The 26,754-nt window shown below is 50.0% G+C and carries 25 protein-coding genes, 1 tRNA gene and 2 pseudogenes; 17 read left to right on the forward strand and 11 right to left on the reverse strand.

The window, feature by feature from the left end:
- Positions 1-134: 134 nt before the first annotated feature.
- Together J1781_RS17500 and J1781_RS17505 are read right to left on the reverse strand one after the other, a co-directional pair.
- Positions 135-572 (reverse strand): annotated as a pseudogene (locus J1781_RS17500) (tyrosine-type recombinase/integrase); the annotation flags it as partial.
- An 88-nt stretch (positions 573-660) separates the two neighbouring features.
- Positions 661-849, reverse strand: coding sequence for a hypothetical protein (locus J1781_RS17505; RefSeq protein ID WP_129954461.1), 189 nt, complete (start codon positions 847-849; stop codon positions 661-663).
- Positions 850-1,061: 212 nt separating this feature from the next.
- Here J1781_RS17505 and J1781_RS17510 point away from each other — a divergent pair, with 212 nt between their 5' ends.
- The 4 genes from J1781_RS17510 (at position 1,062) to J1781_RS17525 (ending at position 2,755) form a co-directional block, all read left to right on the forward strand.
- On the forward strand, positions 1,062-1,553 hold the full coding sequence (locus J1781_RS17510) for an Hcp family type VI secretion system effector (RefSeq protein ID WP_129954463.1): 492 nt from the start codon (positions 1,062-1,064) through the stop codon (positions 1,551-1,553).
- Between the two features lie 12 nt (positions 1,554-1,565).
- Complete coding sequence (locus tag J1781_RS17515) at positions 1,566-1,922, forward strand: tlde1 domain-containing protein (protein ID WP_129991656.1); 357 nt, start codon at positions 1,566-1,568, stop codon at positions 1,920-1,922.
- Positions 1,919-2,422 (forward strand): hypothetical protein, encoded by a 504-nt coding sequence (locus tag J1781_RS17520; protein ID WP_217233958.1) that lies wholly within the window; start codon positions 1,919-1,921, stop codon positions 2,420-2,422. The genes J1781_RS17515 and J1781_RS17520 overlap by 4 nt, the downstream gene beginning before the upstream one ends.
- Positions 2,423-2,491: 69 nt before the next feature.
- Positions 2,492-2,755, forward strand: coding sequence for a hypothetical protein (locus J1781_RS17525; RefSeq protein WP_129954469.1), 264 nt, complete (start codon positions 2,492-2,494; stop codon positions 2,753-2,755).
- A 43-nt stretch (positions 2,756-2,798) separates the two neighbouring features.
- On the opposite strand, the gene J1781_RS17530 is transcribed toward J1781_RS17525, so the two are convergent.
- On the reverse strand, positions 2,799-3,032 hold the full coding sequence (locus J1781_RS17530; protein WP_238483033.1) for a hypothetical protein: 234 nt from the start codon (positions 3,030-3,032) through the stop codon (positions 2,799-2,801).
- A gap of 85 nt (positions 3,033-3,117) precedes the next feature.
- Between J1781_RS17530 and J1781_RS26530 the strand changes: the two genes are divergently transcribed.
- The 4 genes and pseudogenes from J1781_RS26530 to J1781_RS17555 all read left to right on the forward strand — a co-directional run bounded on the left by J1781_RS26530 (position 3,118) and on the right by J1781_RS17555 (position 7,043).
- Positions 3,118-3,570: a baseplate J/gp47 family protein gene (locus J1781_RS26530; RefSeq protein WP_408004163.1), complete on the forward strand. Its 453-nt coding sequence runs from the start codon at positions 3,118-3,120 to the stop codon at positions 3,568-3,570.
- 249 nt (positions 3,571-3,819) lie between these two features.
- A complete protein-coding gene (locus J1781_RS17545; RefSeq protein WP_217233959.1) occupies positions 3,820-5,799 on the forward strand; it encodes an alkyl/aryl-sulfatase in 1,980 nt (659 codons plus the stop codon).
- A 54-nt stretch (positions 5,800-5,853) separates the two neighbouring features.
- A complete protein-coding gene (locus tag J1781_RS17550) occupies positions 5,854-6,636 on the forward strand; it encodes a hypothetical protein (protein WP_217219292.1) in 783 nt (260 codons plus the stop codon).
- Positions 6,637-6,822: 186 nt separating this feature from the next.
- Positions 6,823-7,043 (forward strand): annotated as a pseudogene (locus J1781_RS17555) (ogr/Delta-like zinc finger family protein).
- A gap of 207 nt (positions 7,044-7,250) precedes the next feature.
- Here the strand turns inward: J1781_RS17555 and J1781_RS17560 are convergent.
- Positions 7,251-7,327 (reverse strand) — tRNA-Ile (locus J1781_RS17560).
- Between the two features lie 142 nt (positions 7,328-7,469).
- Here J1781_RS17560 and mug point away from each other — a divergent pair.
- Both mug and J1781_RS17570 read left to right on the forward strand, forming a co-directional pair.
- On the forward strand, positions 7,470-7,973 hold the full coding sequence (mug, locus tag J1781_RS17565) for a G/U mismatch-specific DNA glycosylase (protein ID WP_129954475.1): 504 nt from the start codon (positions 7,470-7,472) through the stop codon (positions 7,971-7,973).
- 276 nt (positions 7,974-8,249) lie between these two features.
- The gene (locus J1781_RS17570) at positions 8,250-8,885 is read left to right on the forward strand and encodes a hypothetical protein (protein ID WP_217233960.1); all 636 of its coding nucleotides are present in this window, start codon (positions 8,250-8,252) and stop codon (positions 8,883-8,885) included.
- A 103-nt stretch (positions 8,886-8,988) separates the two neighbouring features.
- On the opposite strand, the gene rpoD is transcribed toward J1781_RS17570, so the two are convergent.
- The 3 genes from rpoD to rpsU all read right to left on the reverse strand — a co-directional run bounded on the left by rpoD (position 8,989) and on the right by rpsU (position 13,221).
- Positions 8,989-10,827, reverse strand: coding sequence for an RNA polymerase sigma factor RpoD (rpoD, locus tag J1781_RS17575; RefSeq protein ID WP_217233961.1), 1,839 nt, complete (start codon positions 10,825-10,827; stop codon positions 8,989-8,991).
- Between the two features lie 294 nt (positions 10,828-11,121).
- Positions 11,122-12,870, reverse strand: a complete 1,749-nt coding sequence (dnaG, locus tag J1781_RS17580) for a DNA primase (protein ID WP_129954479.1) — start codon at positions 12,868-12,870, stop codon at positions 11,122-11,124.
- A 135-nt stretch (positions 12,871-13,005) separates the two neighbouring features.
- Positions 13,006-13,221, reverse strand: coding sequence for a 30S ribosomal protein S21 (rpsU, locus tag J1781_RS17585; protein WP_001144069.1), 216 nt, complete (start codon positions 13,219-13,221; stop codon positions 13,006-13,008).
- A 316-nt stretch (positions 13,222-13,537) separates the two neighbouring features.
- On the opposite strand from rpsU, the gene tsaD reads away from it, so the two are divergent.
- On the forward strand, positions 13,538-14,551 hold the full coding sequence (gene tsaD, locus J1781_RS17590) for a tRNA (adenosine(37)-N6)-threonylcarbamoyltransferase complex transferase subunit TsaD (protein WP_129954481.1): 1,014 nt from the start codon (positions 13,538-13,540) through the stop codon (positions 14,549-14,551).
- Positions 14,552-14,753: 202 nt separating this feature from the next.
- Here the strand turns inward: tsaD and plsY are convergent, their stop codons facing one another.
- Complete coding sequence (plsY, locus tag J1781_RS17595; RefSeq protein WP_129991612.1) at positions 14,754-15,383, reverse strand: glycerol-3-phosphate 1-O-acyltransferase PlsY; 630 nt, start codon at positions 15,381-15,383, stop codon at positions 14,754-14,756.
- A 107-nt stretch (positions 15,384-15,490) separates the two neighbouring features.
- Here plsY and folB point away from each other — a divergent pair, with 107 nt between their 5' ends.
- Together folB and bacA are read left to right on the forward strand one after the other, a co-directional pair.
- Positions 15,491-15,847, forward strand: coding sequence for a bifunctional dihydroneopterin aldolase/7,8-dihydroneopterin epimerase (folB, locus tag J1781_RS17600; protein ID WP_129954485.1), 357 nt, complete (start codon positions 15,491-15,493; stop codon positions 15,845-15,847).
- A gap of 185 nt (positions 15,848-16,032) precedes the next feature.
- A complete protein-coding gene (gene bacA, locus J1781_RS17605; RefSeq protein WP_129954630.1) occupies positions 16,033-16,857 on the forward strand; it encodes an undecaprenyl-diphosphate phosphatase in 825 nt (274 codons plus the stop codon).
- Positions 16,858-16,936: 79 nt separating this feature from the next.
- Here the strand turns inward: bacA and J1781_RS17610 are convergent, their stop codons facing one another.
- Both J1781_RS17610 and J1781_RS17615 read right to left on the reverse strand, forming a co-directional pair.
- Positions 16,937-18,172 carry a multifunctional CCA addition/repair protein gene (locus J1781_RS17610; protein WP_217138244.1) on the reverse strand — a complete coding sequence of 412 codons (1,236 nt, stop codon included), beginning with the start codon at positions 18,170-18,172 and terminating at the stop codon, positions 16,937-16,939.
- Between the two features lie 190 nt (positions 18,173-18,362).
- Complete coding sequence (locus tag J1781_RS17615; RefSeq protein WP_129954489.1) at positions 18,363-18,983, reverse strand: TIGR04211 family SH3 domain-containing protein; 621 nt, start codon at positions 18,981-18,983, stop codon at positions 18,363-18,365.
- Between the two features lie 279 nt (positions 18,984-19,262).
- Here J1781_RS17615 and J1781_RS17620 point away from each other — a divergent pair, with 279 nt between their 5' ends.
- From J1781_RS17620 to yjeH, 4 genes are all read left to right on the forward strand, one after another.
- The gene (locus J1781_RS17620; RefSeq protein ID WP_129991611.1) at positions 19,263-20,570 is read left to right on the forward strand and encodes a CYTH domain-containing protein; all 1,308 of its coding nucleotides are present in this window, start codon (positions 19,263-19,265) and stop codon (positions 20,568-20,570) included.
- A 57-nt stretch (positions 20,571-20,627) separates the two neighbouring features.
- Positions 20,628-23,465, forward strand: coding sequence for a bifunctional [glutamate--ammonia ligase]-adenylyl-L-tyrosine phosphorylase/[glutamate--ammonia-ligase] adenylyltransferase (glnE, locus tag J1781_RS17625; protein ID WP_217233962.1), 2,838 nt, complete (start codon positions 20,628-20,630; stop codon positions 23,463-23,465).
- Between the two features lie 87 nt (positions 23,466-23,552).
- Positions 23,553-24,980 carry a bifunctional D-glycero-beta-D-manno-heptose-7-phosphate kinase/D-glycero-beta-D-manno-heptose 1-phosphate adenylyltransferase HldE gene (gene hldE, locus J1781_RS17630; protein ID WP_217159151.1) on the forward strand — a complete coding sequence of 476 codons (1,428 nt, stop codon included), beginning with the start codon at positions 23,553-23,555 and terminating at the stop codon, positions 24,978-24,980.
- Between the two features lie 101 nt (positions 24,981-25,081).
- The gene (gene yjeH / locus J1781_RS17635; protein WP_129991609.1) at positions 25,082-26,332 is read left to right on the forward strand and encodes an L-methionine/branched-chain amino acid transporter; all 1,251 of its coding nucleotides are present in this window, start codon (positions 25,082-25,084) and stop codon (positions 26,330-26,332) included.
- Between the two features lie 65 nt (positions 26,333-26,397).
- On the opposite strand, the gene ubiK is transcribed toward yjeH, so the two are convergent.
- The gene (ubiK, locus tag J1781_RS17640) at positions 26,398-26,670 is read right to left on the reverse strand and encodes a ubiquinone biosynthesis accessory factor UbiK (protein ID WP_129954499.1); all 273 of its coding nucleotides are present in this window, start codon (positions 26,668-26,670) and stop codon (positions 26,398-26,400) included.
- Between the last annotated feature and the right edge of the window lie 84 nt (positions 26,671-26,754).

Consider the following 26,754-nt stretch of genomic DNA (forward strand, 5'->3'; position numbering starts at 1 on the left):
TTTAATAATATGTAGGAATGTTTTTCCCGATTTATCATGGAGTAATTAATTTCACCTAGTAAAGCCTAGGATTAGAGTTTTATTATTTACTAAAATAATTAATTATTAGCAATTTCAGTGCTAAGTTTACCTGTTCAGTTACTGGCTATTGGATTAAGTTTAAGAGCTTCTTCAAGATGTTCTGGCGCAAAGTGAGAATACCGCATGGTAATTTTGATATCGGTGTAACCAAGCACTCGTTGCAAAACCGAAATATTCCCACCATTCATCATAAAGTGTGATGCGAAAGTGTGGCGCAAGACGTGTGTTAGCTGCCCAGCGGGTAATTCAATATCAGTACGTTCCAGTGCGGAACGGAAAGCGCCATAGCAATTCTTAAATAATCTGCCTTTTTTCACTTCTGGTAACGAGTCATAAAGATCTTCACTTATAGGGATGGTTCTATTTTTCCGGCCTTTTGTCTTTGTGTAAGTGACTTTATATTTTGTGACCTGGCTTCTATTGAGTTCTTCTGCTTCTGACCAGCGTGCGCCAGTTGATAGGCACAATTTAACAATACAAACTAGGTCAGGGCGAACAGGCATTTTTTGATCCTTTCTGGATCATGCAAATACATGCAGGTAATGCATGCATAGCCCCTCAAAGAGCTATGCACCGAAATCAATGGATTTTGCCCGCACCGTTTACATCAAAGATAATGGCAAGTAACCCCTCTTTTGCGGTTACGGCCATTTCCGCAATCCAAATGGCAACCATCTCACGTTCATCATGATCGCAATCTGTAGATGTGGCTAATTTGGCAATTAACGCGAACCTCTCCAACAATGCAGCCGTTTGTAAGCCTTCCATTCCCACCTCATTTAACTGAGTATTTATACAGTGTTCTAGGTTTTTTCTGATATGATTTCCATATATTTCTGAATGTTATGCATAGCAATAATCTACCACCTGAATGCTTTGCTGGCAAAATAGACAATCCCTGCCTTGCGGTAAAAGTCCATATTGTTCAAGGGTTTTTTTGGGTGTATGTTTTCCCTACAAAACATAAGGAGTTGTTAACAATGGCTATACCAGCGTATTTATGGTTGAAGGATGACGGTGGAGCAGATATTAAAGGTTCTGTCGAGGTCCGGGGACGTGAGGGAAGTATTGAGATAGTAGGTTTTACGCATGACGTTTCAATCCCCAATGACAACAATACTGGTAAGCCAACGGGCACCAGAATTCATGCACCGTTTACTTTCGATAAGGAAATTGATTCATCGACCCCCTATATCTATAAAGCTTTATGCACCGGGCAGACGCTCAAATCCGCTGAAATCAAATACTACCGTATCAATGATGCTGGGCAGGAAGTGGAATATTTTAATACTCTTTTAGAAAACGTAAAAATTATTGGGATTATACCAATGATGCACGATATTCAATCTGCGTATGGCGAAAAAATAAACCACATCGAATACGTTGAATTGAGATATGAAAAAATCACGTGGAAGTATTTGGATGGGAACATTCAACATTCTGATAGCTGGAACGAACGCGCTACTGCATAAGGAGATGTGAAAATGGTTTGGACATACAAACAAAGTACCGGCGAAATGTTCCACGATGGTGTGCTTGTTGGACAAGGTTATTCCGGCGTTTTGACTAACAAAAACAACCCTGACCGCCAACATGTTAGAGGAATGGGACCTCTCCCACGTGGGACTTATCGAATTGGATCCACGACTGCGTCTAAAGGCCCAATGACCATAGAACTTCACCAAACATCTGGCGATTCTTTTGGCAGGAGCCTATTTCGAATTCATGGTGAAAGAACGCACGGGCCATCAGGTTTCGCATCTGAGGGCTGTATTATCCTGCCGCCATCAGTGCGTCACCAAATCCGAGGGTCGTCTGAATCTCTTGAGGTAGTCAGATGAGGGTTTTTGCTGCACTTTTATTGTTTCCTGTGATGGCTTTTGCTGCGGTTACTCCGCAAAAATTACGCAGTGAAATCCGAAAATATGGCGAAACTGAATTCTCTGAAAAAATATCATCCGATGATTGGAAAACCGCACTTGATAATATTGCCAGCGGTCAAAATGATTGGATAATTTTAGCACCGGATTTAGCGCCGGTGATCAATCAGCAACAGGCAGAACAGCTCTCCGAAGCACTTTATTATGCTATTGCCCCAAATGTTAAAGAGACATTGAACACTCTCGCCATACTCGATAAGCACAAATATAAGCATCAGCAAGGAAGCGTTCTATCCTGTGTTTCCCCGTTAAATAAGTCTAAAGAAGAAATGATGCGTATTTATAATGAAACACGTCTGGCATTGCTAGATGTTCCTGGAGTTGAATCCGCAACCTGTCTATGGTCACTGGAAGGATGGATGGAACAGGTTAAACAGGAAGATGCCTCAAAAAACCAATAAGTAGTCTATGGCAGAAGAACATGCCTTAAATCGTGTCCTTTATTGAGGAATTATTAAGATTATGGTTGGATGAAGTGGGTTAAGTTTTTTTTTGCGGCCTTAGGCTATCTGATTGCGTTCTTCGTATTGACGGTCATCTTTAGCCAGGTGATTGACAACTTTATCACTGAGGGCGCAATGCACCACTTTGCATGGTTCTTTGGTATCTACGATGCAGAGGGAATATTAGACCTATACCTAAATATAGCGATGAGTGTTTCAGCCTTGCTTGCTGTAGGAGTAATTTATTTATTTCACTTACACATCCGGCTGCAGTTAAAAGCTTCAGATTGAAATACTCAGCAAATGAACTAAAACGCCCACCAGGGCATTTCTTTTAGCTAAACTCCGGCCAATCCTCAACCATTCCGAAATGTAATTCTGTATCACCTATTTTCAAGGTAGCCCCGCTGCTTAATACCTCCAACTCCCAGCGCGCAGCAGTGATTTTGCTTTTCATCAATTCTCGCTCAATTTCAGGCAAACGTGCCCGTTCTTCTGTCGTCAATCTCGCCGATGGAGCAACATCCCGGGCTTTCGTTGGGTCAAAACTTCGCTGTAACTTACTCACCTTCGGTGTTTCTTCCCTTATACGCGCCACAATCGCCCTCACGGCGACTGTGTCTGTCCAGTCAATAACTCGCAGGTTGTCAGAATTGGACGCTGTAGCAGTGCTCCCAGCCTGGCCACCGGTGCTGTGGATCAAAGACATTCTCGTTAACACGGTGCTGGCCAATATGTATCTGGCGACGGCCAGCGGCGCAATGCTGCGGATGTTGGCCTGGGGCGTAAACCTCACGGCCAAACCGGCGACGGCGGCAAAGGGTGCCATTCATTTTTACAAAGAAGATGCCCGCCATGCGGGCACCGTGGCGGCGGGTACGGTCATTCAGACCAAGCGCATTAACGGCGTGATCTACGCGGTCACGGTGGATGCAGACACCACGCTGGCGGCGGGGCTGTCCGGCTTTAAATCCGTGATCGACGCGCAGCCCTGGATAATCAGCAAGGTGACGCACAGCCTGGGCGGCAGTGGCTTTGTGACGACGTTGAATCTGGAGGTATTGCTGTCAGATGTGAGTTATGAGGCTGCGGAAAGCAGTGATTAGGAAAAAGAATGTAACTCTTATTTATCTGAAATTTTAAATGATACTTACTTCTATTTCTGTTAAAAAAGTTTTTATATCTAAATAGTTGTATTTTTTTATGTCAAAAAATTGCGAAATGTAAGTTCGCGATTATTCTTAAAACGAGTCATGAAAATTTAGTCCGCAATCGTTATATCCCGCGTGAGGTATATCGAGTGCGGATTATTGAACAAGCCCCATATGGGGATGATTACTTTTTGAGGATAAGGAATGAAACTTAAATTGATAGTCAAAAGCCTTGCTCTGGCAGGCTTACTTTCATCAACCACACTCACACCACTCTTTGCACAAGAAGCCCCAAAAGATGCGACGGCGGCCACCAAACAAACTAATGACGCACTTTATAATCAGCTTCCTTTCTCCGATAACACCGATTTTACCAACGCACATAAAGGGTTTATTGCTGCTTTGTCGACGGATGTGATCAAAGGCGCACAGGGGAATGTCGTCTGGGATCCGCAGAAATATGCATTCATCAAAGAAGGGGATAAGGCGCCTGATAGTGTCAATCCAAGCCTCTGGCGGCAGTCACAGTTAATCAATATCAGCGGTCTGTTTGAAGTCACGGATGGCGTTTATCAGATACGTAATCTCGATTTGTCCAACATGACCATTATCGAGGGTAAAGAAGGTATTACGGTGGTTGACCCGTTAGTGTCGGCAGAAACCGCCAAAGTGGGCATGGATTTGTATTATAAGAATCGCGGGCAAAAACCTGTTGTCGCAGTGATCTATACCCACAGCCACGTTGACCACTATGGCGGCGTGCGTGGTGTGGTTGACGAAGCGGATGTGAAATCCGGTAAAGTAAAAATTTATGCCCCTGCCGGATTTATGGATGAAGCCGTATCCGAGAATATCATGGCCGGTAATGTCATGAGTCGCCGTGCGAGTTATATGTACGGTAACCTGCTGAAACCAGATGCAAAAGGGCAGGTAGGTGCGGGGCTGGGAACCACCACATCGGCGGGAACAGTTACACTAATCGCACCAACCAACTACGTTACTAAAACGGGTCAGAAAGAAACGATTGATGGCCTGACCTACGATTTCATGATGGCTCCTGGTTCTGAAGCCCCTTCGGAAATGCTGTGGTATATCGAGGAGAAAAAACTCATCGAAGCAGCAGAAGATATCACGCATACCCTGCATAACACCTACTCGCTTCGTGGTGCCAAAATCCGCGATCCGCTGGCATGGTCAAAATATATCAACGACGCCATTAATCGCTGGGGTGATAAAGCAGAAATCATCATGGCTCAGCACCACTGGCCGACGTGGGGTAAAGATAACGTCGTTAATCTGATGAAAAGTCAGCGAGACATGTACCGTTACATCAACGATCAGACACTACGCCTGGCGAACACCGGCCTGACGCGTGATGAAATTGCGGCGAACTTTAAACTTCCTGACGGTCTGGCTAAAACATGGGCGAGCCGTGGCTATTACGGTTCTGTGAGTCATGACGTTAAAGCTACCTACGTGCTTTATCTCGGCTGGTTTGACGGCAACCCTGCAACACTGGATGAACTGCCACCAGAAGAAGCGGCGAAGAAATTTGTCGATTACATGGGCGGTGCGGATAACATCCTGAAAAAGGCCAAAGAGGATTACGATCAGGGGAATTACCGCTGGGTTGCTCAGGTCGTGAGTAAAGTGGTCTTTGCTGATCCGAAGAACGAGGCTGCCCGTAATCTCGAAGCTGACGCACTGGAACAATTGGGCTATCAGGCTGAGTCAGGGCCATGGCGTAACTTCTATCTTACCGGCGCGCAGGAATTGCGTAATGGCGTACAGAAACTGCCAACGCCGAATACAGCAAGCCCGGATACGGTAAAAGCCATGTCACCGGAAATGTTCTTTGATTACCTCGGTGTTCACATTAATGGCGAGAAAGCAGCGAATGCAAAAGCCGTGTTTAACGTTGATTTGGGCAGTGACGGCGGCAAGTACAAACTGGAGCTGGAAAACGGTGTCCTGAATCATACTGCTGACGCAGAGGCAAAAGATGCTGATGCAACTATTGTCCTGAACCGCGATACCCTCAATAAAATCATCCTGAAAGAAGAAACACTGAAACAAGCTAAAGATAAAGGCGACGTGAAAGTGACCGGCAACGGTGCAAAACTGGATGAAATGCTGGGCTATATGGATAAGTTTGAATTCTGGTTCAATATCGTCACACCATAAACCAAGCTCCCCTGTGGTGTCTTCACCACAGGGGAGCTAATTTCAGGTGGTCTTATGCGTAGGATATTAATACCCTCACTTTTAAGCCTCGCTTCGGGTTATGCCCTTGCTGCCGAAGAGCATGGGGCGGATGCTGCGCAGGCGAATAACCCCTTAGCCAATATGACTGCATTCAACATGCAGAACTATTATATTGGTGACGTCAGCGGCACGGATAAAGATGCTAACCAGTTCTGGTTTCGTTATGCACAGCCGTTTTCTCTTGGAGAAAGTAATTGGCTGCTGCGTGGTTCTTTGCCCATCAATACTTACCCATCCCCTCCTGATGGCGGCCACAAAACCGGCACCGGTGACCTTAACCTTTTCGCTTCATGGTTGATCGACACGGGTAACCCTGCTGTCAGCTTTGGCTTTGGCCCACAAATTACAGCGCCCACTGCGAGCGATGATTCACTGGGTACGGAAAAGTGGTCTGCGGGTCTGGTTAACGTGCTGTTTGACGCCAGTTCGCCGAAGTTTCAATACGGGTACCTGGCTTCCTGGCAGCATAGTTTTGCCGGAAAAGATGATCGCAGCGATATTCATCTCGGAACATTTCAGCCATTTCTCTTCTATCAGTTAGGGGGCGGTACTTATCTTCGTGCGGCACCTATATGGGCTTATAACTTCCAGAACGACAGTTATAGCGTGCCTATGGGGCTGGGGATTGGGCAGGTCATCAAGCAGGAAAAAACCGTCTACAACTTTTTTATCGAACCACAGGGCTCAGTAGCTGATCATGGGCCTGGTCAGCCCAGGTGGCAAATTTTTGCTGGACTGAACTTACAGTTTCTTTAGCTTGTCTGTACAACGGAAATTTAAAGGCGGAGGACTGACATTGTCGCTTGGGTAGGAATCCCCTTATATTTTTACTCTTTGAGTCTAATAAATTGAATGTGTAAATCACTGGAATGTCAGATGTATGTTTTGCGGGATAATATACAATGATTTCATATGATTAAAAATGATTACATGGTGATTGAAATGATGCGCTGCCCGAGATGCCAAACGCCACCCACGCCCGTTCAAGCCGTTACCTGAGCGCGAACACTAAAGAGCGTTATCATCAATGTCAGAATATTAATTGCAGCTGCACGTTCAAAATCCATGAGTCGCTCGCTGACATCATTGTGGAGCCGGGAACAGTTCACGCCGTTCAACTGCATCCAGATAAACATCAGCAGCAGTCCTTCCAGATGCACTGAAAACACATTTCAACAGAAGCTCGCGAATGCGGTTTTTTTATGGAGAACAAATTGAGGTGCGCAGGTTGGAGGTGGATATCAACAATTCAGGGTCAAAACCACGAGGCAGATTTTTTCTGGTGAGGCAATTTTGAGGCAATGATATTGAGAAAAGAAAAAGCCATCTTCTGATAGGTGGCTTAGTCGTTTGATTTTAAAGCTAAAATTTGGTGGCCCTTGCTGGACTTGAACCAGCGACCAAGCGATTATGAGTCGCGTGCTCTAACCAACTGAGCTAAAGGGCCGAGGTGCAGGATTATACGGTAAACTCTGCTTACAGGTCTATATGTGTTCGGTCTGTATGCGCGTTTTGTGCACAGTTTTAGTCTGTTGTGTTCACAGCTTTTTTTACCTATAACTCAGGTAAATACATCTTAAGAGATAATAATGATTACAGATATTATTGCCACGGATCTTTCTGTTGTGTTTTGCGGCATCAATCCCGGCCTGTCCACTGCTCATCATGGTTTCCATTTCGCTAATTCCAATAACCGTTTCTGGAAAGTTATCTATCAGGCTGGTTTTACCAGGCGTTTACTGAAGCCTGAAGAAGAACAGCATTTGCTGGATACCAGGTGCGGGATCACGATGCTGGTGGAACGTCCGACCGTTGAAGCAACGGAGCTGGTTCGCGATGAATTGCGGGAAGGGGGCGCAGCGCTGACGGCGAAAATTGAGCACTATCAGCCGCGTGCGCTGGCTGTTTTAGGTAAACAGGCATTCAGCAAAGCATTTGGTATCAGCAAAGTTAACTGGGGGCGTCAGACGCTGAAAATCGGTGACACAGAAGTCTGGGTGTTGCCTAACCCAAGCGGCCTGAACCGGGCGACGCTGGATGAGCTGGTATCGGCATACCGTGAACTATTCTTATCAATACAAACCACAGCATAACGCTATGGCCTCTCCCTCTTATCCCTTCTGATATAAAATATCAATATGTCGGTATTTTTTAAAAATAATCTTGTTTTTGGCTGTTTTTACGAACCATTTCACTGTTAAAGCAGCTTTATTCTCTCCCGGCTCCTCATGAATACATTTGGATATTTAATGTAAGAGGAATGCTTCCCCCGTGTGAATACGCTCAACTGAACTCAAACTTATTCCATCGTCTCATTCGGGGTGAGCAGCAAAGCAGTCGGGCAATGTGATTCTTCAGGAGCAGGAGATATGGCTAATGTTGAAACAGAAGAAAGACTGGAGAATCTGGAGGAATGGTTCGAATTATTTTCAGGACTACCGCTCCGGCATTCGGAAAGAGAAGCAAGATTAATCAACGTTTGTGAAAAGAACCGTGTCAGCATTATGTCGGTGATGCCCTGGATAGCGTCGGAGTTTGCTGAACACGGGGGATTTTCCGGATTATTTCATTTTATTCATCTCCACGGAGGGAGAAAAATATACATGCCCAAAGAGACAGAGAAGTTTCATCAGATCTACGGGGTTAATATCCCGCAAAATAAATATAACAGAATTTATAAAAAAATTGATTCTTCTGGATATCTGGATACGCCATCCAACTGGGGTGTGTTTATCGCTATTCGCCGGGCGGCAATGCAGGTGGCGATCAAAGAAGATATTCCGGCAAAACTACTCACACAAAATTATAAAGGGAATGTCTATATTGATGCCTGCGAATCTGCAGATAATACGGAGGATCTGCTTAGCTTCGCCGAAACGTTTTATCTGGATTTTCATGCAGATCATCAGACATCAAAAGTATTGGGTATTACCGGTGTGAGTCAGGGGATGATTCCCTTACCTGACGACTCAAAATGGATTAAAGTGGATCCGGAACTCAGTTAGCAGAAAATGGAAGTAATGATGACTTCAGTAAGATGCAAATGAAAAAGCCCCGCCGTTTCCAGGGAAAGGCGGGGCTTTTTATTGGCTGACAGCCTGAGAACGATTAATCGTCCAGGAAGCTGCGCAGCACTTCGGAGCGGCTTGGGTGGCGCAGTTTACGCAACGCTTTCGCTTCGATCTGACGGATACGTTCACGGGTAACGTCGAACTGTTTGCCCACTTCTTCCAGCGTGTGGTCAGTGTTCATATCGATACCGAAACGCATACGCAGAACTTTCGCTTCACGTGCGGTCAGGCCAGCCAGAACGTCATGTGTTGCAGAACGCAGGCTTTCAGACGTTGCAGAATCCAGTGGCAGCTCGAGGGTAGTATCCTCGATGAAATCGCCCAGATGCGAATCTTCATCGTCGCCGATTGGCGTTTCCATGGAGATTGGCTCTTTCGCAATTTTCAGCACTTTGCGGATCTTATCTTCCGGCATCAGCATACGTTCAGCCAGCTCTTCCGGCGTTGGTTCACGGCCCATCTCTTGCAGCATCTGACGGGAAATACGGTTGAGCTTGTTGATGGTCTCAATCATATGTACCGGGATACGGATGGTACGCGCCTGGTCGGCGATGGAGCGGGTGATAGCCTGACGGATCCACCAGGTCGCATAAGTTGAGAACTTATAACCACGGCGATATTCAAACTTATCAACGGCTTTCATCAGGCCGATGTTACCTTCCTGGATCAGGTCAAGGAATTGCAAACCACGGTTGGTGTATTTCTTCGCGATAGAAATAACCAGACGTAAGTTTGCTTCAACCATCTCTTTTTTCGCGCGACGGGCTTTCGCTTCGCCGATCGACATGCGACGGTTGATATCTTTAACCTGTTCGATAGTCAGGCCAGTCTCTTCTTCGATCTGACGCAGTTTCATCAGACCGCGCTGCACGTCTTCGGTGACTTCTTTCAGCTTTTCAGACCAGGGTTTACCCATTGCCAGAGCTGCATCAAACCAGGTATCACTGGTTTCGTTACCGGCGAACAAATTGACGAAGTTTTTCTTCGGCATTTTGCACTGCTCAACGCACACTTTCATGATCAGACGTTCCTGCATGCGGACGCGATCCATCATGGAACGCATGCTGTTGACCAGGAAGTCGAACTGTTTTGGCACTAAACGGAACTGTTTGAACACATCGGACAGCTTCAGGATTTCTTCTGCTGCGCTCTTGTGGCTACGGCCGTTTTTCTTGATGACCAGACGCGTTGCTTCATGCTGTTCACGCAGTTCGGTGAACTTCTGGCGAGCCAGTTCCGGATCGATGCTGTTGTCGTCTTCAGCGTCGTCGTCTTCATCTTCGTCTTCGTCGTCGTCATCCTGCTCTGCAGTGGTCAGTTCAGAACCCACATGAGTTGCCGTTGGCGCGATTTCTTCTTCAGCGTTCGGGTCAACAAAACCGGTAATCAGATCAGACAGACGAACTTCGCCTGCTTCTACACGGTCATATTGCTCTAACAAATAAGTGATAGCTTCAGGATATTCGGCAACGGAGCACTGAACCTGATTGATACCGTCTTCGATACGTTTGGCGATATCGATTTCGCCTTCACGGGTCAGCAATTCAACGGTACCCATTTCGCGCATGTACATACGCACAGGGTCGGTGGTACGGCCAATTTCTGATTCAACGCTGGAAAGTACCTGCGCCGCCGCTTCTGCAGCGTCTTCGTCGGTATCAGGACGGTTTTCGGCCAGCATTAAATCATCGGCGTCCGGTGCTTCTTCAAGTACCTGGATGCCCATGTCGTTAATCATCTGGATGATGTCTTCGATCTGGTCGGAATCGACGATATCTTCCGGCAGATGGTCATTGACCTCAGCATAGGTCAGATAGCCTTGCTCCTTACCACGGGTGACAAGTAGCTTAAGCTGTGACTGCGGGTTTTGCTCCATAAGACGGTATCCACACTTCAGAGTATTTGGGTTGGTGTCGGTCGGATAACATCGCCAACAATAACGTTAGGGGCGTTTATTGTGCCGCGGCCCACCAGGGCGGCTCTGCGCAGGGCCGTGCCCCGCTTTTTATCGGCACTTAAGCCGTTTTTTCGGTTTTACCCGTCGTACTTCGCGTTGCAGATGCGTTGGCTGCTCTTATCGCCCGCGGTATAAACTTATCGGGACTCTTCGTTTGCTGCCTTTCAGTAACGCGAATTACTTGGGGTAATTATATGTTTTTGTTATAAAAGCTTAACTTTTTCTCGCTAATACCTGATTCAGGGAACTGACTTCGGTCCGTTCCTCGGGACTCAGGCCGTGCGTCCTGGCTTTTGCAATCAATGTTTCAAGCCGCTGCTCCAAAATCGAGTCATACAGGCTGGCTAGCGTGGCACGAAATTCCTCTTCGACCATGTCCTCTACGATCATGTGGTTCCATGTCGCCAGAGTTTCAAGCTGTTGGTAGAACTTATTGTCGCGATAAAGTTCCAGTAACTGGCCGGTTGTCAGCCCCGGTTGGGCTAAGCAAGTGGTCACTAACTCGCTGAACAGATCCAGCCCTGGTTGCTTCGCTTGCTCCAAACCTTGCAGTGAGGGTATAAGTGTAGCCAGTTGTGGATTTTGTACCAGTAACCCTATAAGTATACGCATGGTTGTGCGTTTTAGCTGGGGCGCCTGATAGACATTGCTACTTTCTGCCTGTTTAGGCATCAGCTTTTCCAACTGGCTGTCATCCAAAATACCGAGCTTATTCCCTAACTGTTGGCGCAAATACATCCGTAACGTTTCACCGGGAACCTGGCGTATCAGCGGCAATGCCAGCATGCTCAATTTGGTGCGCCCGTCAGGGCTGCTCAAATCTACCTGCGGCAACAGCGAATCAAACAGGAAAGTGGAAAGCGGCATGGCCTGTTCCATTCGTTGTTCGAACGCTTCTTTACCTTCTTTACGCACCAGCGTGTCCGGATCTTCGCCGTCGGGTAAAAACATAAAACGCAGCTGGCGACCATCATTGAGATACGGTAATGCCGTTTCCAGAGCGCGCCATGCGGCTTCACGTCCCGCGCGGTCACCGTCGTAACAGCAAACCACATTATCTGTGCTGCGGAACATCAGCTGAATATGATCAGCGGTTGTGGATGTGCCCAATGAGGCAACGGCGTAATCAATGCCGAACTGCGCCAGCGCGACGACATCCATATACCCTTCAACCACCAGTAAACGCGGCGGTGTAGGATGCTTTAACTGCGCTTCATACAGGCCATACAACTGACGGCCTTTATGGAAAATTTCGGTTTCCGGTGAGTTCAGATATTTCGGCGTACCGTCACCGAGAACCCTGCCACCAAAGGCAATCACGCGGCCACGTTTATCGCGGATAGGGAACATCACCCGTTCGCGGAAACGATCATAACTGCGGCCATTGTCATTAGTGACCAACATACCGGCATCAATCAGAGACGCTTTATCATCGGCATTTTTACCGAAACGCTTTAATGCGTTGTCCCAACCCGGTGGGGCGAAACCAATGGCGAAATGACTGATGACGTCTTCACTTAAACCGCGCCGGGCCAGGTATTCCCGTGCGGGAGCTCCTGCAGGCTGTTTAAGTGACTGCTGATAGAACTCGCTAAGCGGTGCCATCAACTGGTAGAGGCTTTGACGCTGATGACGCTCCATCTGGCTCGGACCGGTGCCTGCTTCGTACGGCACTTCCAAACCCTGCATTGTCGCCAGTTCCTCAATGCTTTCGACAAACTCAAGCCTGTCATAGTTCATCAGGAAATCGACGGCGTTGCCGTGGGCACCACAGCCGAAACAGTGATAAAACTGCTTATCGCCATTTACGGTAAATGAGGGTGTTTTCTCATGGTGGAAAGGGCAGCACGCGTGATAGTTTTTACCTTGTTTCTTGAGCTTTACCCGGGCGTCGATCAGATCGACGATATCGATGCGAGCCAGCAAGTCATTGATAAATACGCGCGGAATTCTCCCAGCCATAAGCCCCTTACTCACTAGCCTATAAACGAGAACAAGCCGCGCATTCCTTTCGGAAAGCACGGCCTTCGTATGCTACTACGCAGTCTGCGCGTTCTTAATATTGCAAATCACGCGATTTGGGGTTGCCCCCGAAGATTAATACAGACGAGTGCGGCGTGCGTTTTCGCGAGCCAGTTTCTTGGCGTGGCGTTTTACTGCAGATGCTTTAGCGCGTTTACGTTCGGTAGTCGGTTTTTCATAGAACTCACGACGACGAACTTCTGCCAGAACACCTGCTTTTTCGCAGGAACGCTTGAAGCGACGCAGAGCTACGTCGAACGGCTCGTTTTCACGTACTTTAATTACAGGCATGTGCCTCTCACCTCGATAAAATCGGTTTGTTTGCTGATGTTGTACCAGCACATTTCAAAATGGTGCGGAATTTTACTCCAATTCGCGTCGTCTTGTAAAGCATAACGGCAAATTGAAACAGGCGCTTTCTGCAACCCTTCTGCAACATTGTGCGCTCGCTTTTGCGTCGGGCGGCGATTATATACCAATCAGTCGAAATTGCTCGACATTAATTGGCCTGTGAAGCGAGGAATTCCCACTCCGGTGCAGCACCGGCAGAAGCTTGTGTGCTAAACTGCGCGCCGCGAGTTAGCGCGAAAACATGATGGAAAGAGTGATGCGAGTACTGGGTATTGAAACGTCCTGCGATGAAACCGGAATTGCAGTTTATGACAGCGAAGCCGGTTTGTTAGCCAACCAACTGTATAGTCAGGTAAAACTGCATGCAGATTACGGCGGCGTGGTGCCTGAACTGGCATCGCGTGACCATGTACGTAAAACAGTACCCTTGATTCAGGCCGCGCTGAAAGAAGCCGGGCTGACTGCTCAGGATATCGACGGGGTGGCTTACACCGCCGGCCCTGGCCTGGTCGGGGCGTTGCTGGTCGGGGCCACCATCGGGCGTTCCCTGGCCTTTGCCTGGGATGTGCCTGCGGTGCCGGTGCATCACATGGAAGGCCATCTTCTGGCACCGATGCTGGAAGATAATCCGCCGGATTTCCCGTTTGTGGCGCTGCTGGTTTCCGGTGGCCATACGCAGTTAATCAGCGTTACCGGGATCGGCGAATATACCTTGCTCGGCGAATCCATTGATGATGCTGCCGGTGAAGCCTTTGATAAAACGGCTAAATTACTCGGCCTTGATTACCCGGGTGGCCCGTTGCTGTCGAAAATGGCTTCTCAGGGTGTTGCAGGACGTTTTACCTTCCCGCGCCCGATGACAGACCGGCCGGGGCTGGATTTCAGTTTCTCCGGCCTCAAAACTTTCGCAGCGAATACCATTCGTGGCAATGACAGTGACCCTCAGACGCATGCCGATATCGCCCGCGCTTTTGAAGATGCGGTGGTCGATACGCTGGCGATTAAATGTAAACGCGCACTCGATCAGACGGGTTTTAAACAGCTGGTGATGGCCGGTGGTGTCAGCGCGAACCGCACATTACGCACCAAACTGGCTGACGTAATGGCGAAGCGTGGCGGCCAGGTGTTTTATGCACGTCCTGAGTTCTGTACTGATAACGGTGCGATGATCGCGTATGCGGGTATGGTGCGGTTGAAAAGCGGTGCAACGCCCGATCTCGGTGTGACCGTTCGCCCGCGCTGGCCTCTCGCTGAGCTTCCGCCAGTCTGAGTCAGGCCTTCGCCAGTCTGAGCGGGGCTGCGACTGCGTTGCTGCGCCGACCCGAAATGCTCACATACTCAAGTATGCTGCGCTTTCAGCTCTCCTGGCGCCTTGTCTCGCTCCCGCTCAGTCAGGCTTGCTGCGCTGAAAAAACCAATAAAAAACGACCTGCTGAGGTCGTTTTTTTATGTCTGAAGTCTGACGTTATCCGCTATCCGGCTTTATCTTCTTTTGTGGCTTTACGTTTCTTCTTCAGCTTATCCCAGATTTTTCCTTCCTGGCCCCGCCACAGACGCTGGATATTGTCGTGATGACGCAACAGGATCAGACACGAAAGCATCGCAACCGGAAAGGTAAACTCGGGTTTGAACCACCAGACGTAAAAGGGGGCTATCAGTGCGCTGACAATGGCGCCCAGTGAGGAATAACCGCTCAGCAGCACGGTCAGCAGCCATGTACCGGTCATCAGGCCGGTTAAGTCCCAGCCGATCGGGGCAATGGCACCGAACGCTGTGGCAACACCTTTGCCGCCTTTAAAACGGAAGAATACCGGGTAGATGTGGCCGAGACACGCCGCAATCGCCGTCAGGCCAAGATACATCGGCGGAATGTTCAGGCGATATGCCAGCCAGACCGGCAGCATGCCTTTGAGGACATCAAAAATCAGAACAGCCGCTGCAGCCAGACGGCCGCCAAGGCGTAAAACGTTGGTGGCGCCAGGATTGCCTGAGCCCGCCGTACGCGGATCAGGTAAGCGGGCTACCCGGCAGACCAGAATCGCACTGGAAATCGAGCCGCAAAGGTAGGCGAAAATAATCATTCCAAGCGCGGTAGCACTCATAAAGCCGTTCCGTCTAATAAGGGTCGTTTTAATCGCAACATCCATGGATAATACGCATTTTCTGCTGGAAGTGGTATCCGGCTGGGCCAAAAACAGAGAATCGCGTGATGGATATCGTATTTATTGAGCAACTAAATGTAATCACTACTATTGGCGCTTACGAATGGGAACAGACCATTAAACAGAAACTGGTCTTCGATATCGAAATGGCCTGGGATAACCAAAAGTCCGCCGCCAGTGACGATGTGAATGATTGTTTAAGCTATGCTGATGTCAGTGACGCAGTGATCGAGCATGTTTCTTCACAAAATTTCGCGCTGGTTGAGCGCGTAGCGGAAGAAGTTGCGACATTGCTGCTGAGCCGGTTTCATTCCCCGTGGGTTCGGATTAAGCTCAGCAAGCCGGGTGCCGTTGCTCAGGCGGCCAATGTCGGTGTGATTATTGAGCGCGGAAAGCGTTTTTAAATCCTGTCATGGATAAAATTTAAAAAACGCTTGTCTATTTAATGTCATAAAGAAGCGTTAAAAGGAAAGTCCGGGTTGCCGGGGTTTCTTTAATGAAGCGGCTCAGCATGATGCCGCTTTTTTATTGTCTGTTTTGTAAGCATATTTCCCATAGCGGATCTTTTAAAGGGTAGGGTGCGATAATGATCGTCGAAAGTCATTCTTTGCTTGTTGCGGCTATTTTGGGGGTGGTTGAAGGGCTCACGGAGTTTTTGCCTGTCTCTTCTACCGGTCATTTGATTATTGTCGGGAATCTTCTTGGCTTTACCGGGGATACCTCAAAATCATTTGAAGTCGTTATTCAGTTAGGTTCAATTTTGGCTGTGGTTGTGATGTTCTGGCGTCGTTTGTTCAGCATGTTAGGTTTGCATTTCGGTAAACCTCCTGTTCACGAAGGCACCGGTTTTCGCCGTTTGAATTTATTACATATTATATTGGGAATGGTTCCGGCAACGGTTGTGGGGCTGCTTTTGCACTCTCAAATCAAAACGTTGTTTGAGCCAAAATATGTCATGTACTCGCTGGTTGTCGGCGGTATCTTGCTGATTGCTGCTGAATTGCTGAAACCCAAAAAACCGCGTGCCGAGGGCGTGGATGACATCACCTACGTCCAGGCATTTATGATCGGTGTTTTCCAGTGTCTGGCGCTCTGGCCGGGGTTCTCCCGTTCAGGGGCGACCATCAGTGGCGGGATGTTAATGGGAATTAGCCGTTTTGCGGCGTCTGAGTTCTCTTTCCTGCTGGCGGTGCCGATGATGATGGGGGCGACGGCTCTGGATTTGTACAAGAGCTACAGCTTCCTGAACATGTCAGATTTACCGATGTTTGTCACAGGGTTTGTCTCTGCATTCATTGTTGCTCTGATCGCGATTAAAACCTTCCTGGCGGTGATTAAACGTATTTCGTTTATCCCGTTTGCGATTTACCGTTTCTTCGTGGCAATTGCCGTGTATTTTGTCTTCATTGCCTGATTTTTGCTTGCCCTGAGGCCATAAAAAGCCCCGCACGGTGAATAACCGGCGGGGCTTTTCTTATGAAAAAAGTCAGCGTTTAGCTCGCCGCATCCTGGGTTTGTTTCCAGTCGGCCAGCGCCTGAGTACGGCGTTTCTTCAGTTCATCGCGGATAGCCATACCCTGGAAACCGGCATCCAGCACATCTTTATTTGTCACGCTGCGGGCAACGTTAAAGGCTTCTCGCAGGTAATCGCCTTGCGGATACGGATTATTTTCAAAGGTCGTCCGTCCGCGTGCGTCGGCTTCACTGGTCATAATCATCTGCTCAAGCCGCTGAGGTTTGCGCCAGACATCAATGGTATCGAACAGTTTTAACAGGGTTTCCGGACGCAGTTTATTCACGGTATGAATCAAATCATGAAACTCCGCGACCAGTTTCGCTAAATCACGAATGTGTGTCGGCACTTTCAGCCGCTGGCAGAGTTTTTCCACCAGTTTTACGCCTGCCGGGCCATGTCCGTGATGAGCAGGCCAGAATTGCGGCGGCGTCAGGGCCTTACCCAAATCATGGCAAAGTGCTGAAAAACGCACATCAACGTCAGGTGTCAGGGTACTGGCGATTTTCAGTGTCATCAGCGTATGGATGCCGGTATCAATTTCCGGGTGCCATTTCTCCGGCGCAGGCACGCCAAATAATGCATCAATTTCAGGGAACAGAACTTTCAGGGCACCACAGTCACGCAGCACCTGGAAAAAGACCTGCGGGTCCTGCGTTTGTAATGCTTTTTCTGTTTCTTTCCATACACGTTCAGATATCAGGGCTTCCAGCTCGCCGCTTTCCGCCATCTGTTGCATCAGAGCCTGCGTTTCCGGGGCGACCGTGAAACCTAAATGCGCGAAGCGTGCTGCAAAGCGGGCAACTCGCAGAACACGCAGCGGATCCTCGCCGAAAGCATCGGAAACGTGGCGCAGCAGACGTTGTTCTATATCACGCTGGCCGTGGTATGGATCGAAAAGTTCGCCGTCTTTGCTTTTGGCGATGGCATTGATGGTCAGATCCCGACGCATTAAATCTTGTTCCAGCGTCACATCGGGGGCGGCGTAACAGGTGAAACCGTTATAACCGGAGCCCGATTTTCGCTCAGTACGGGCCAGCGCATATTCATCATGAGTCACCGGATGCAGGAAAACCGGGAAATCTTTACCGACCTGCTGATAACCCTTTTCGAGCATGTATTCAGGCGTGGCGCCTACCACGACCCAATCGTGTTCAGACACAGGCAGGTTTAATAAACTGTCTCGGACTGCGCCGCCGACCAGGTAAATCTCCACGCGATAACTCCTGAAATTAGCTTATTCCAACGCATCATGTCGCTGAAAACAGAAAAGGAACCCTGCCTTTATCATAGCAAAGTTGTGTTGTTGATTTCCCGGGCTGATGATTTCCTGACAAAAACAAACACGAAAAGGCACCGGAGTGCCTGAGCAATGAGAAGAGATCACGAGTCTTGCGTGGGAGCCTTCAGCTCATCCAGCGATCTTTTTTCCTGCGACGCGGAACCAGATGTGGCAATACCAGCCCCAGCACCAGACCGACACCTGCGACACCACCGCCATACATAAACCATTGTAAAATAATGGTTCTTTGTTTGTCATCGAGCTGGACATTCACGGCATCAACTTTCTTTTTGGCAACGATCAGCTGATTTTTCAGATCCTGATTTTCTTTCTTCAGACCATCAATAATACCGTCACTCGACGAGACTTTGGACTGCATTTGGGCCGTGCGCTGATTCCAGCTGGAATCAATGTTGTTCAGCTTGTCGGTCAGCGTTTTCACCTGTTGTTCCAGATCCGGAACGCGGGTACGCAGGCTCGGCACATTGCTTAACTGATCAAGTGGGATCCAGGCTGTTTTGCCTTTCGAATCAACGATCTCACCGTATTTTGTGCTCTCGTTGACACTGCGCAGGGTGACTTCTTCACCGGCATTCAGAGTGCCTACGATACGATACTGATTACCCGGACCGCTGTGGATATAGGTGATCAAATCGTCGGAGATATAGCGCTTCTCATCAGCGTGAGCGCCCCATGTCATGCTTAAACCAAGCAAAGCGAAACCAATTAGGCGTAATTTCTGCATTATTTCATCGTTTCTTTGTGAATTTAGGGAACGTGAAGTGTGGATCCGTTTTATCGGGATACGTCTTCTGGCAACCGCCACTGTCCGGCCATTGCACTCATACAGGTACTAAAAGTTGGAGACCGATAGTAAGGGCAACAGTGTGACGACGCAACGTATAAACCGGAATGAGAACTATCTTACAATCCCGCAACATGCGGCTTGCGCGCTGTGCTTATGATAGAATTGCAGCGACGCGTTAATCCCTTTTGGCAGCAAAGCATCGGTGTGAAGACTCATATGACCGTAGAAATAGAATTAAAATTTATCGCCACCCCGGCCGCAATCGCCGAATTACCTTCGCAACTCGCTGGTTTTAACAGTGAGCACACCGCGCCTTCAAAACTGACCAACATCTATTTTGAGACTGCGGAAAACTATTTACGTTCGCATGACATGGGTCTGCGCATACGTGGTTTTGACGATCAGTATGAAATGACCATCAAAACCGGTGGCAAAGTGGTGGGTGGGTTACATCAGCGCCCGGAATACAACGTTGAGCTGAAAAAGCCGGTGTTGAAACTCAGCGCGTTCCCGAAAGATATCTGGCCGGAAGGCTGCAAGCCCGCTGCTTTACAGAAAGAACTCGCTCCGCTGTTCCGCACGGATTTTACTCGCGAGAAGTGGGTAATTACTTACGGCGAAAGCGAGATAGAACTTGGGTTAGATCAGGGTGAGGTGGTCGCCGGCGAACTCACCGAACCGCTGGCTGAAATCGAACTTGAGCTGAAAAAGGGTAACACCGCCGATTTACTGGCACTGGCGGCAGAAATCGGTGCTCATGGCGGCTTACGTCAGGGCGGTTTCAGCAAGGCGGCTCGTGGTTATCACCTCGCGAAGGGCAATCCTGCGCGCGACATTAAACCGCTGCCGGTGTTTAAAGCGAAGCCGAAAGCCACGGTTGAACAGGCTATGTCTGCGATGTTCGAACTGGCGCTGGATCACTGGCAATATCATGAAGAACTGTGGGTTCGCGGCGACAAAACTGCACGTCTGAGCGTATTGCAGGCGGTGGAAACCGTGCGTCAGATTCTGGTACTGTTCGGCGGGCTGGTGCCGCGTAAAGCGTCCGCAGAACTGCGCACATTGCTGACTGATCTGGTGCCGGTACTGGAACAGAAATCGGCGGATGCGCAGGAAATTTGTTATGGCACTGCCTGTCTGAAGTGCAAGTTAGTGCTTACTTCCTGGCTGGCAACCTCAGGCTGGACGCCGTTTATTGATGATAAATCTGCGAAGAAACTGGACGCTTCCTTCAAACGTTTTGCTGACATCATGCTCGGTCGTACCGCAGCGGATCTGAAAGAAGCCTTTGCGCAGCCACTGACGGAAGAGGGTTATCGCGATCAGCTGGCGCGCCTGAAACGTCAGATTATTACCTTCCATTTGCTTGCCGGTGCTTACCCTGAAAAAGACGTCGATGCGTATATTGCCGGCTGGGTGGATCTGCAACAGGCCATCGTTCAGCAGCAACACGCCTGGGAGGATTCGGCCCGTTCTCACGCGGTGATGATGGATGCTTTCTGGTTAAACGGACAACCTCGTTAACTGACTGACTAGCCTGGGCAAACTGCCCGGGCTTTTTTTTGCAAGGAATCTGATTTCATGTTGCCACTTTCTTCTGTTTTGCAAAGCCATGCGCAGAGTTTGCTTGAACGCTGGCGTGAACATCCTGACAACCTGCCCCTTCCCGATGATCAACAACTGGCCATTCTGAGCAGCAGTGAATTCGTGACGGACAGTTTGCTGGCGTTTCCGCAGTGGTGGCATGAAATTGACCAAAATCCCCCGCAGGCGCAGGAGTGGCAACTTTACCGCCAGTGGCTGGAGGGATCGCTGACACAGGTGACCGATGAAGCCGGCTTAATGAAAGCGCTGCGTCTGTTTCGCCGGCGTATTCTGACCCGCATTGCATGGTCGCAGTCAGCACAAACCAGTGAAGCGAAAGATACGCTTCACCAACTGAGCGAACTGGCAGAGTTACTGATTGTCAGTGCCCGTGACTGGCTATATGAAGCCTGTTGCCGCGAGTTCGGTACGCCGGTCAATGCGGCAGGAGAAGCGCAACGTATGCTGATCCTCGGGATGGGGAAACTGGGCGGAGGTGAACTTAATTTCTCTTCGGATATCGACCTGATTTTTGCTTATCCGGAAAATGGCCAGACCCGCGGCGGACGCCGTGAGCTGGATAACGCGCAGTTTTTCACCCGCCTTGGTCAGCGTCTGATCAAGGCACTGGATCAGCCGACTATCGATGGTTTTGTCTATCGCGTGGATATGCGTTTGCGCCCGTTCGGCGACAGCGGCCCGCTGGTGATGAGCTTTCCCGCACTGGAAGATTATTACCAGGAGCAGGGGCGCGACTGGGAGCGCTACGCGATGGTGAAAGCGCGTCTGATGGGTGGTGCGGAGGATATCAGCAGTCAGGAACTGCGAAAAATGCTGATGCCTTTTGTTTTCCGCCGCTATATCGATTTCAGTGTGATCCAGTCCCTGCGCAACATGAAAGGCATGATCGCCCGCGAAGTACGCCGCCGTGGTCTGAAAGACAACATTAAACTCGGTGCGGGCGGTATCCGTGAGATTGAATTTATTGTGCAGGTATTCCAGCTGATCCGTGGCGGGCGTGAACCGGCATTGCAGCAACGTGCGTTGCTGCCCACGCTCCAGGCGCTGGAAAATCTGGGCCTGCTGCCGGTAGAACAGGTGTTGCAGTTGCGTAACAGTTATCTGTTTCTGCGCCGCCTGGAAAACTTATTGCAGGCGATAGCGGACGAGCAAACTCAGACCTTGCCGTCGGATGAACTGAATCAGGCGCGTCTGGCGTGGGGGATGGATTACGCCGGCTGGCCACAGCTTCTGGATGCCGTGAATGCTCACATGCAGGCTGTGCGCTCGGTGTTTAATGAGCTGATAGGCGATGATACGCCAGATGCCGAAGACGATGTGCAACTCGCCCATTTCAGCAGCTTATGGATTGATGCACTGGAGCCTGACGAGCTGGCTCCGCTGGTACCGCAACTTGACGAAAACGGGCAACGGCATGTTTTGCATCAGATTGCTGATTTTCGCCGTGACGTGGATAAACGTACGATCGGGCCACGCGGGCGTGATCAACTGGATTTGCTGATGCCGCGTTTACTGGCGCAGGTCTGTACCTATAAAAATGCCGATGTCACGTTACAGCGGCTGATGCAGTTACTGCTTAATATCGTCACGCGCACGACATATATCGAGTTGCTGGTGGAGTATCCCGGTGCGCTCAAACAGTTAATCCGTCTGTGTGCCGCCTCGCCGATGGTCGCGACACAACTTGCACGTCATCCTTTATTGCTCGATGAACTGCTCGACCCGCGCACGCTTTACCAGCCGATTGAGCCGGGCGCTTACCGCGACGAACTGCGTCAGTATCTGATGCGGGTGCCAACAGAAGACGAAGAACAGCAGCTTGAAGCCGTGCGCCAGTTCAAACAGGCCCAGCATTTGCGTATCGCAGCCGGGGATATTTCCGGGGCATTGCCGGTGATGAAAGTCAGTGACCATTTAACCTACCTTGCGGAGGCCATTCTCGATGTCGTGGTGCAGCATGCGTGGGAACAAATGGTCGTAAAATACGGGCAGCCCGCGCATCTTCAGCACCGTGAGGGGCGCGGTTTTGCCGTGGTCGGTTACGGGAAACTCGGTGGCTGGGAGCTGGGTTATAGCTCAGATCTGGATCTGGTCTTCCTGCTCGATTGCGCGCCGGAGGTGATGACGGACGGCGAACGCAGCATCGACGGACGTCAGTTTTATCTTCGGCTGGCGCAGCGCATTATGCACTTATTCAGCACCCGGACATCGTCAGGCATTCTTTACGAGGTTGATCCGCGTCTGCGACCTTCCGGCGCATCCGGCATGCTGGTCAGTACCATTGAAGCGTTTGCAGATTATCAGGCCAATGAAGCCTGGACGTGGGAGCATCAGGCGCTGGTTCGCGCACGCGTGGTTTACGGGGATCCGCAACTGACACAGCAATTTAACGCCACGCGTCGCGACATTCTTTGCCGCCAGCGCGATGGCGACGGCCTGCGTAAGGAGGTCCGTGAAATGCGCGAGAAAATGTATGCCCATCTGGGGAGTAAAAAAGCCCACGAGTTTGATCTGAAAGCCGATCCGGGTGGCATCACGGATATTGAATTCATTGCACAATACCTGGTTCTGCGTTTCGCGCATGATGAGCTGAAGCTGACGCGCTGGTCTGATAACGTGCGGATTTTTGAACTGATGGCACGATATGACATCATGCCGGAAGAGGAAGCGCGCCATCTGACGCAGGCTTATGTGACGCTGCGCGATGAAATTCATCATCTGGCGTTGCAGGAACACAGCGGGAAAGTGGCCGCGGACAGCTTTGCTACTGAGCGCGCGCAGATCCGTGCCAGCTGGGCAAAGTGGCTCGGCTGAGGGTTTTTATTCGGCTAACAGGCGCTTGTGATATTATCCGGCGCATTGTATTTACCCGATTTGATTTATCTGTTTTGGAGTCTTGGGATGAAAGTGACTTTGCCTGATTTTCACCGCGCAGGTGTGCTGGTTGTCGGTGACGTAATGTTAGACCGTTACTGGTATGGCCCGACCAATCGTATTTCTCCGGAAGCTCCGGTGCCGGTGGTGAAGGTCAGTACCATTGAAGAGCGGCCTGGCGGTGCAGCTAACGTGGCGATGAACATTTCATCTCTGGGCGCCTCTTCCTGTCTGATCGGCCTGACCGGCGTAGACGACGCTGCGCGTGCCCTCAGTGAGCGTCTGGCAGAAGTGAAAGTTAACTGCGATTTCGTCGCACTATCCACACATCCTACCATCACCAAACTGCGAATTTTGTCCCGTAACCAGCAACTGATCCGCCTCGACTTTGAGGAAGGTTTTGAAGGCGTTGATCTCGAGCCGATGCTGACCAAAATAGAACAGGCTTTACCGCAAAGTGGCGCACTGGTGCTGTCAGACTACGCCAAAGGTGCCCTGACTGAAGTGCAGAAAATGATCCAACTGGCGAGAAAAGCGGGTGTGCCTGTGCTGGTTGATCCTAAAGGATCGGATTTCGAACGTTACCGTGGTGCAACGTTACTGACGCCAAATTTATCCGAATTCGAAGCTGTTGTCGGTCATTGCAAAAACGAAGGTGAAATTGTTAGCCGTGGTATGCAGCTGATCGCTGATTTCGAACTTTCCGCGCTGCTGGTCACCCGCTCTGAGCACGGGATGACCTTATTGCAGCCCGGCAAAGCGCCATTCCACATGCCAACGCAGGCGCAGGAAGTGTATGACGTGACCGGTGCCGGTGACACGGTGATCGGCACGCTCGCTGCTGCACTGGCCGCAGGCAATACGCTGGAAGAATCCTGCTTCCTGGCGAACGCCGCCGCCGGTGTGGTCGTGGGTAAACTCGGTACCTCAACCGTTTCTCCGGTTGAACTGGAAAATGCTATCGGCGGACGTTCAGACGTTGGTTTTGGCATAATGAACGAAGAACAACTAAAAGCTGCCGTGGCGATGGCGCGTCAGCGCGGTGAGAAAGTCGTGATGACCAATGGCATCTTCGACATTCTGCATGCCGGACACGTTTCTTATCTGGCGAACGCCCGCAAACTGGGTGACCGTCTGATCGTCGCGGTGAACAGTGATGCTTCGACCAAACGCCTGAAAGGCGAAACCCGTCCGGTGAATGCGCTGCAAAACCGTATGATCGTGCTGGGCGCGCTGGGCGCTGTCGACTGGGTGGTGTCTTTCGAAGAAGACACTCCGCAGCGTTTGATCGCCGGGATCTTGCCAGATCTGCTGGTCAAAGGTGGCGACTACAAGCCTGAGCAAATTGCCGGGAGTCAGGAGGTCTGGGCGAACGGCGGCGAAGTGCGCGTACTGAATTTTGAAGATGGTCTTTCTACCACCAAAATCATCAATCAAATTAAATCGCAGGACTGATTTCCTCTGTCTGGATCAGGTTATTTGCAACGAAGGGCTTATCTGATAAGCCCTTTTCTTTTTGATTTTTCTATCAACGATGAAACGGAAGTGACTCTGTTGTGAGCGGATTAAAACAGGAACTGAGCCTGGCGCAGGGCGTCGGGCTGCTTTCGACCTCATTACTCGGAACCGGGGTTTTTGCGGTGCCTGCACTGGCGGCAGAGCTGGCGCAAAATGACAGCCTGTGGGCATGGCCGGTGCTCATCCTGTTAGTGTTTCCGATAGCCATCGGATTTGCCGCGCTTGGCCGGCATTTCCCCAGCGCGGGCGGCGCGGCGCATTTTGTCGGCAAAGCTTTCGGACCACATATGGCACGGGTTACCGGTTGGTTATTCCTGTCAGTTATCCCGGTCGGGTTGCCCGCCGCGCTGCATATTGCTGCCGGTTTCTGGCAGGCAGCCTTTGGCTGGAGCAGCACAAATCTGTTGCTGGTGCAGCTTGGTACGCTTTTTTTCATCTGGTTCCTCGGCACACGCAGTGCCGGATCAAGTGCCAATATCCAGACGGTAATCGCATTGCTGGTGATCGCACTGGTGGCGGCGATCTGGTGGAAAGGGAATATTTCTCTGTCTGAAATCCCGCTGCCTGCGGTGCATGACATTTCTCCATCAAATCTGTTTGATGCGCTGGCGGTGATGTTCTGGTGTTTCGTCGGGCTGGAGGCTTTTGCGCATCTGGCGACCGAATTTCGTCATCCGCAACGGGACTTCCCGCGCGCATTATTGATCGGCATGCTGCTGGCGGGCGCGGTTTACTGGGGATGTACGGTGGCGGTGCTGAAATTTCATGCCTGGGGAGAAGGGCGGGAAGCCGGGGCCTCGTTACCGGGTATTGTCGTACAATTATTCGGGCAAAAAGCACTGTGGATCGCCTGCATCATTGGCTACCTGGCATGTTTTGCCAGCGTGAATATTTATACCCAGAGTTTTTCCCGGCTGGTATGGTCGCAGGCGCAGGTTAAACCGCAAAGTGCACTGGCACAGCTTTCCGCTCAGCAGGTGCCGGTTGCCGCGCTGAATCTGGTGGTGGGTTGCTGCGTGTTGTTTACATTACTGATTTACTGGTTGCATCTACCGCTGGGCGCGCTGATCACTTACGCTAACGGGATTTTCATCCTGATTTATCTGTTATGCATGCTGTCGGGTACCCGGATTCTGAAAGGGCGCTCAAAATGGATGGCGATGCTGGGTGCTGTATTGTGCTGCGGATTGCTGGCTATGGTCGGCTGGAAAGCACTGTACGCGGTCGTGGTGTTTGCAGGATTGTGGCTGTTATTACCCCGTGCTAAAACAGTATTCCGCATACAATAAACCCGATTTTACATAATGAAAGAGCCTGCCAGGCAGGCCCTTTCTGTTTACACAACTCGTAATAATCAGGCCGGATCTTGCGGTTTTTCCGCTTCTGCCTGTTTGCCTTCCAGCACGGACAGGCGTTGTTCCAGCGCGGCCAGTTTTTCACGCGTACGCAGTAAAACCTGGGTCTGAACGTCAAACTCTTCGCGATTGACTAAATCCATGCGGCTGAACTGCGCCTGCAATACCTGACGGATTTTCTTCTCGGCATCCTCACCAAACTCACGGATCCCTTTAGGCATTGATTCGTGAACCTGGCGGGCAATTTGTTCAATTTTTTTCGGGTCAATCATGTTATTTCCTTTTCTAGAAGGAGGTGCTTTTCCATAGTGTAATCGCTGAGGCCGTTTCTATAAACCTTCAGGGGCACTAATTGG

Origin of the sequence: Rahnella perminowiae (assembly GCF_019049695.1) — a bacterium.
Taxonomy (GTDB): domain Bacteria; phylum Pseudomonadota; class Gammaproteobacteria; order Enterobacterales; family Enterobacteriaceae; genus Rahnella; species Rahnella perminowiae.

Bases quoted from the DNA above. Each gene is read 5' to 3' on its own strand.
- J1781_RS17505 (WP_129954461.1), bottom strand. From the start codon at position 849: ATGGAAGGCTTACAAACGGCTGCATTGTTGGAGAGGTTCGCGTTAATT.
- J1781_RS17510 (WP_129954463.1), top strand. From the start codon at position 1,062: ATGGCTATACCAGCGTATTTATGGTTGAAGGATGACGGTGGAGCAGAT.
- J1781_RS17515 (WP_129991656.1), top strand. From the start codon at position 1,566: ATGGTTTGGACATACAAACAAAGTACCGGCGAAATGTTCCACGATGGT.
- J1781_RS17520 (WP_217233958.1), top strand. From the start codon at position 1,919: ATGAGGGTTTTTGCTGCACTTTTATTGTTTCCTGTGATGGCTTTTGCT.
- J1781_RS17525 (WP_129954469.1), top strand. From the start codon at position 2,492: ATGAAGTGGGTTAAGTTTTTTTTTGCGGCCTTAGGCTATCTGATTGCG.
- J1781_RS17545 (WP_217233959.1), top strand. From the start codon at position 3,820: ATGAAACTTAAATTGATAGTCAAAAGCCTTGCTCTGGCAGGCTTACTT.
- J1781_RS17550 (WP_217219292.1), top strand. From the start codon at position 5,854: ATGCGTAGGATATTAATACCCTCACTTTTAAGCCTCGCTTCGGGTTAT.
- mug (WP_129954475.1), top strand. From the start codon at position 7,470: ATGATTACAGATATTATTGCCACGGATCTTTCTGTTGTGTTTTGCGGC.
- J1781_RS17570 (WP_217233960.1), top strand. From the start codon at position 8,250: ATGGCTAATGTTGAAACAGAAGAAAGACTGGAGAATCTGGAGGAATGG.
- rpoD (WP_217233961.1), bottom strand. From the start codon at position 10,827: ATGGAGCAAAACCCGCAGTCACAGCTTAAGCTACTTGTCACCCGTGGT.
- dnaG (WP_129954479.1), bottom strand. From the start codon at position 12,870: ATGGCTGGGAGAATTCCGCGCGTATTTATCAATGACTTGCTGGCTCGC.
- rpsU (WP_001144069.1), bottom strand. From the start codon at position 13,221: ATGCCTGTAATTAAAGTACGTGAAAACGAGCCGTTCGACGTAGCTCTG.
- tsaD (WP_129954481.1), top strand. From the start codon at position 13,538: ATGCGAGTACTGGGTATTGAAACGTCCTGCGATGAAACCGGAATTGCA.
- plsY (WP_129991612.1), bottom strand. From the start codon at position 15,383: ATGAGTGCTACCGCGCTTGGAATGATTATTTTCGCCTACCTTTGCGGC.
- folB (WP_129954485.1), top strand. From the start codon at position 15,491: ATGGATATCGTATTTATTGAGCAACTAAATGTAATCACTACTATTGGC.
- J1781_RS17615 (WP_129954489.1), bottom strand. From the start codon at position 18,983: ATGCAGAAATTACGCCTAATTGGTTTCGCTTTGCTTGGTTTAAGCATG.
- J1781_RS17620 (WP_129991611.1), top strand. From the start codon at position 19,263: ATGACCGTAGAAATAGAATTAAAATTTATCGCCACCCCGGCCGCAATC.
- glnE (WP_217233962.1), top strand. From the start codon at position 20,628: ATGTTGCCACTTTCTTCTGTTTTGCAAAGCCATGCGCAGAGTTTGCTT.
- hldE (WP_217159151.1), top strand. From the start codon at position 23,553: ATGAAAGTGACTTTGCCTGATTTTCACCGCGCAGGTGTGCTGGTTGTC.
- ubiK (WP_129954499.1), bottom strand. From the start codon at position 26,670: ATGATTGACCCGAAAAAAATTGAACAAATTGCCCGCCAGGTTCACGAA.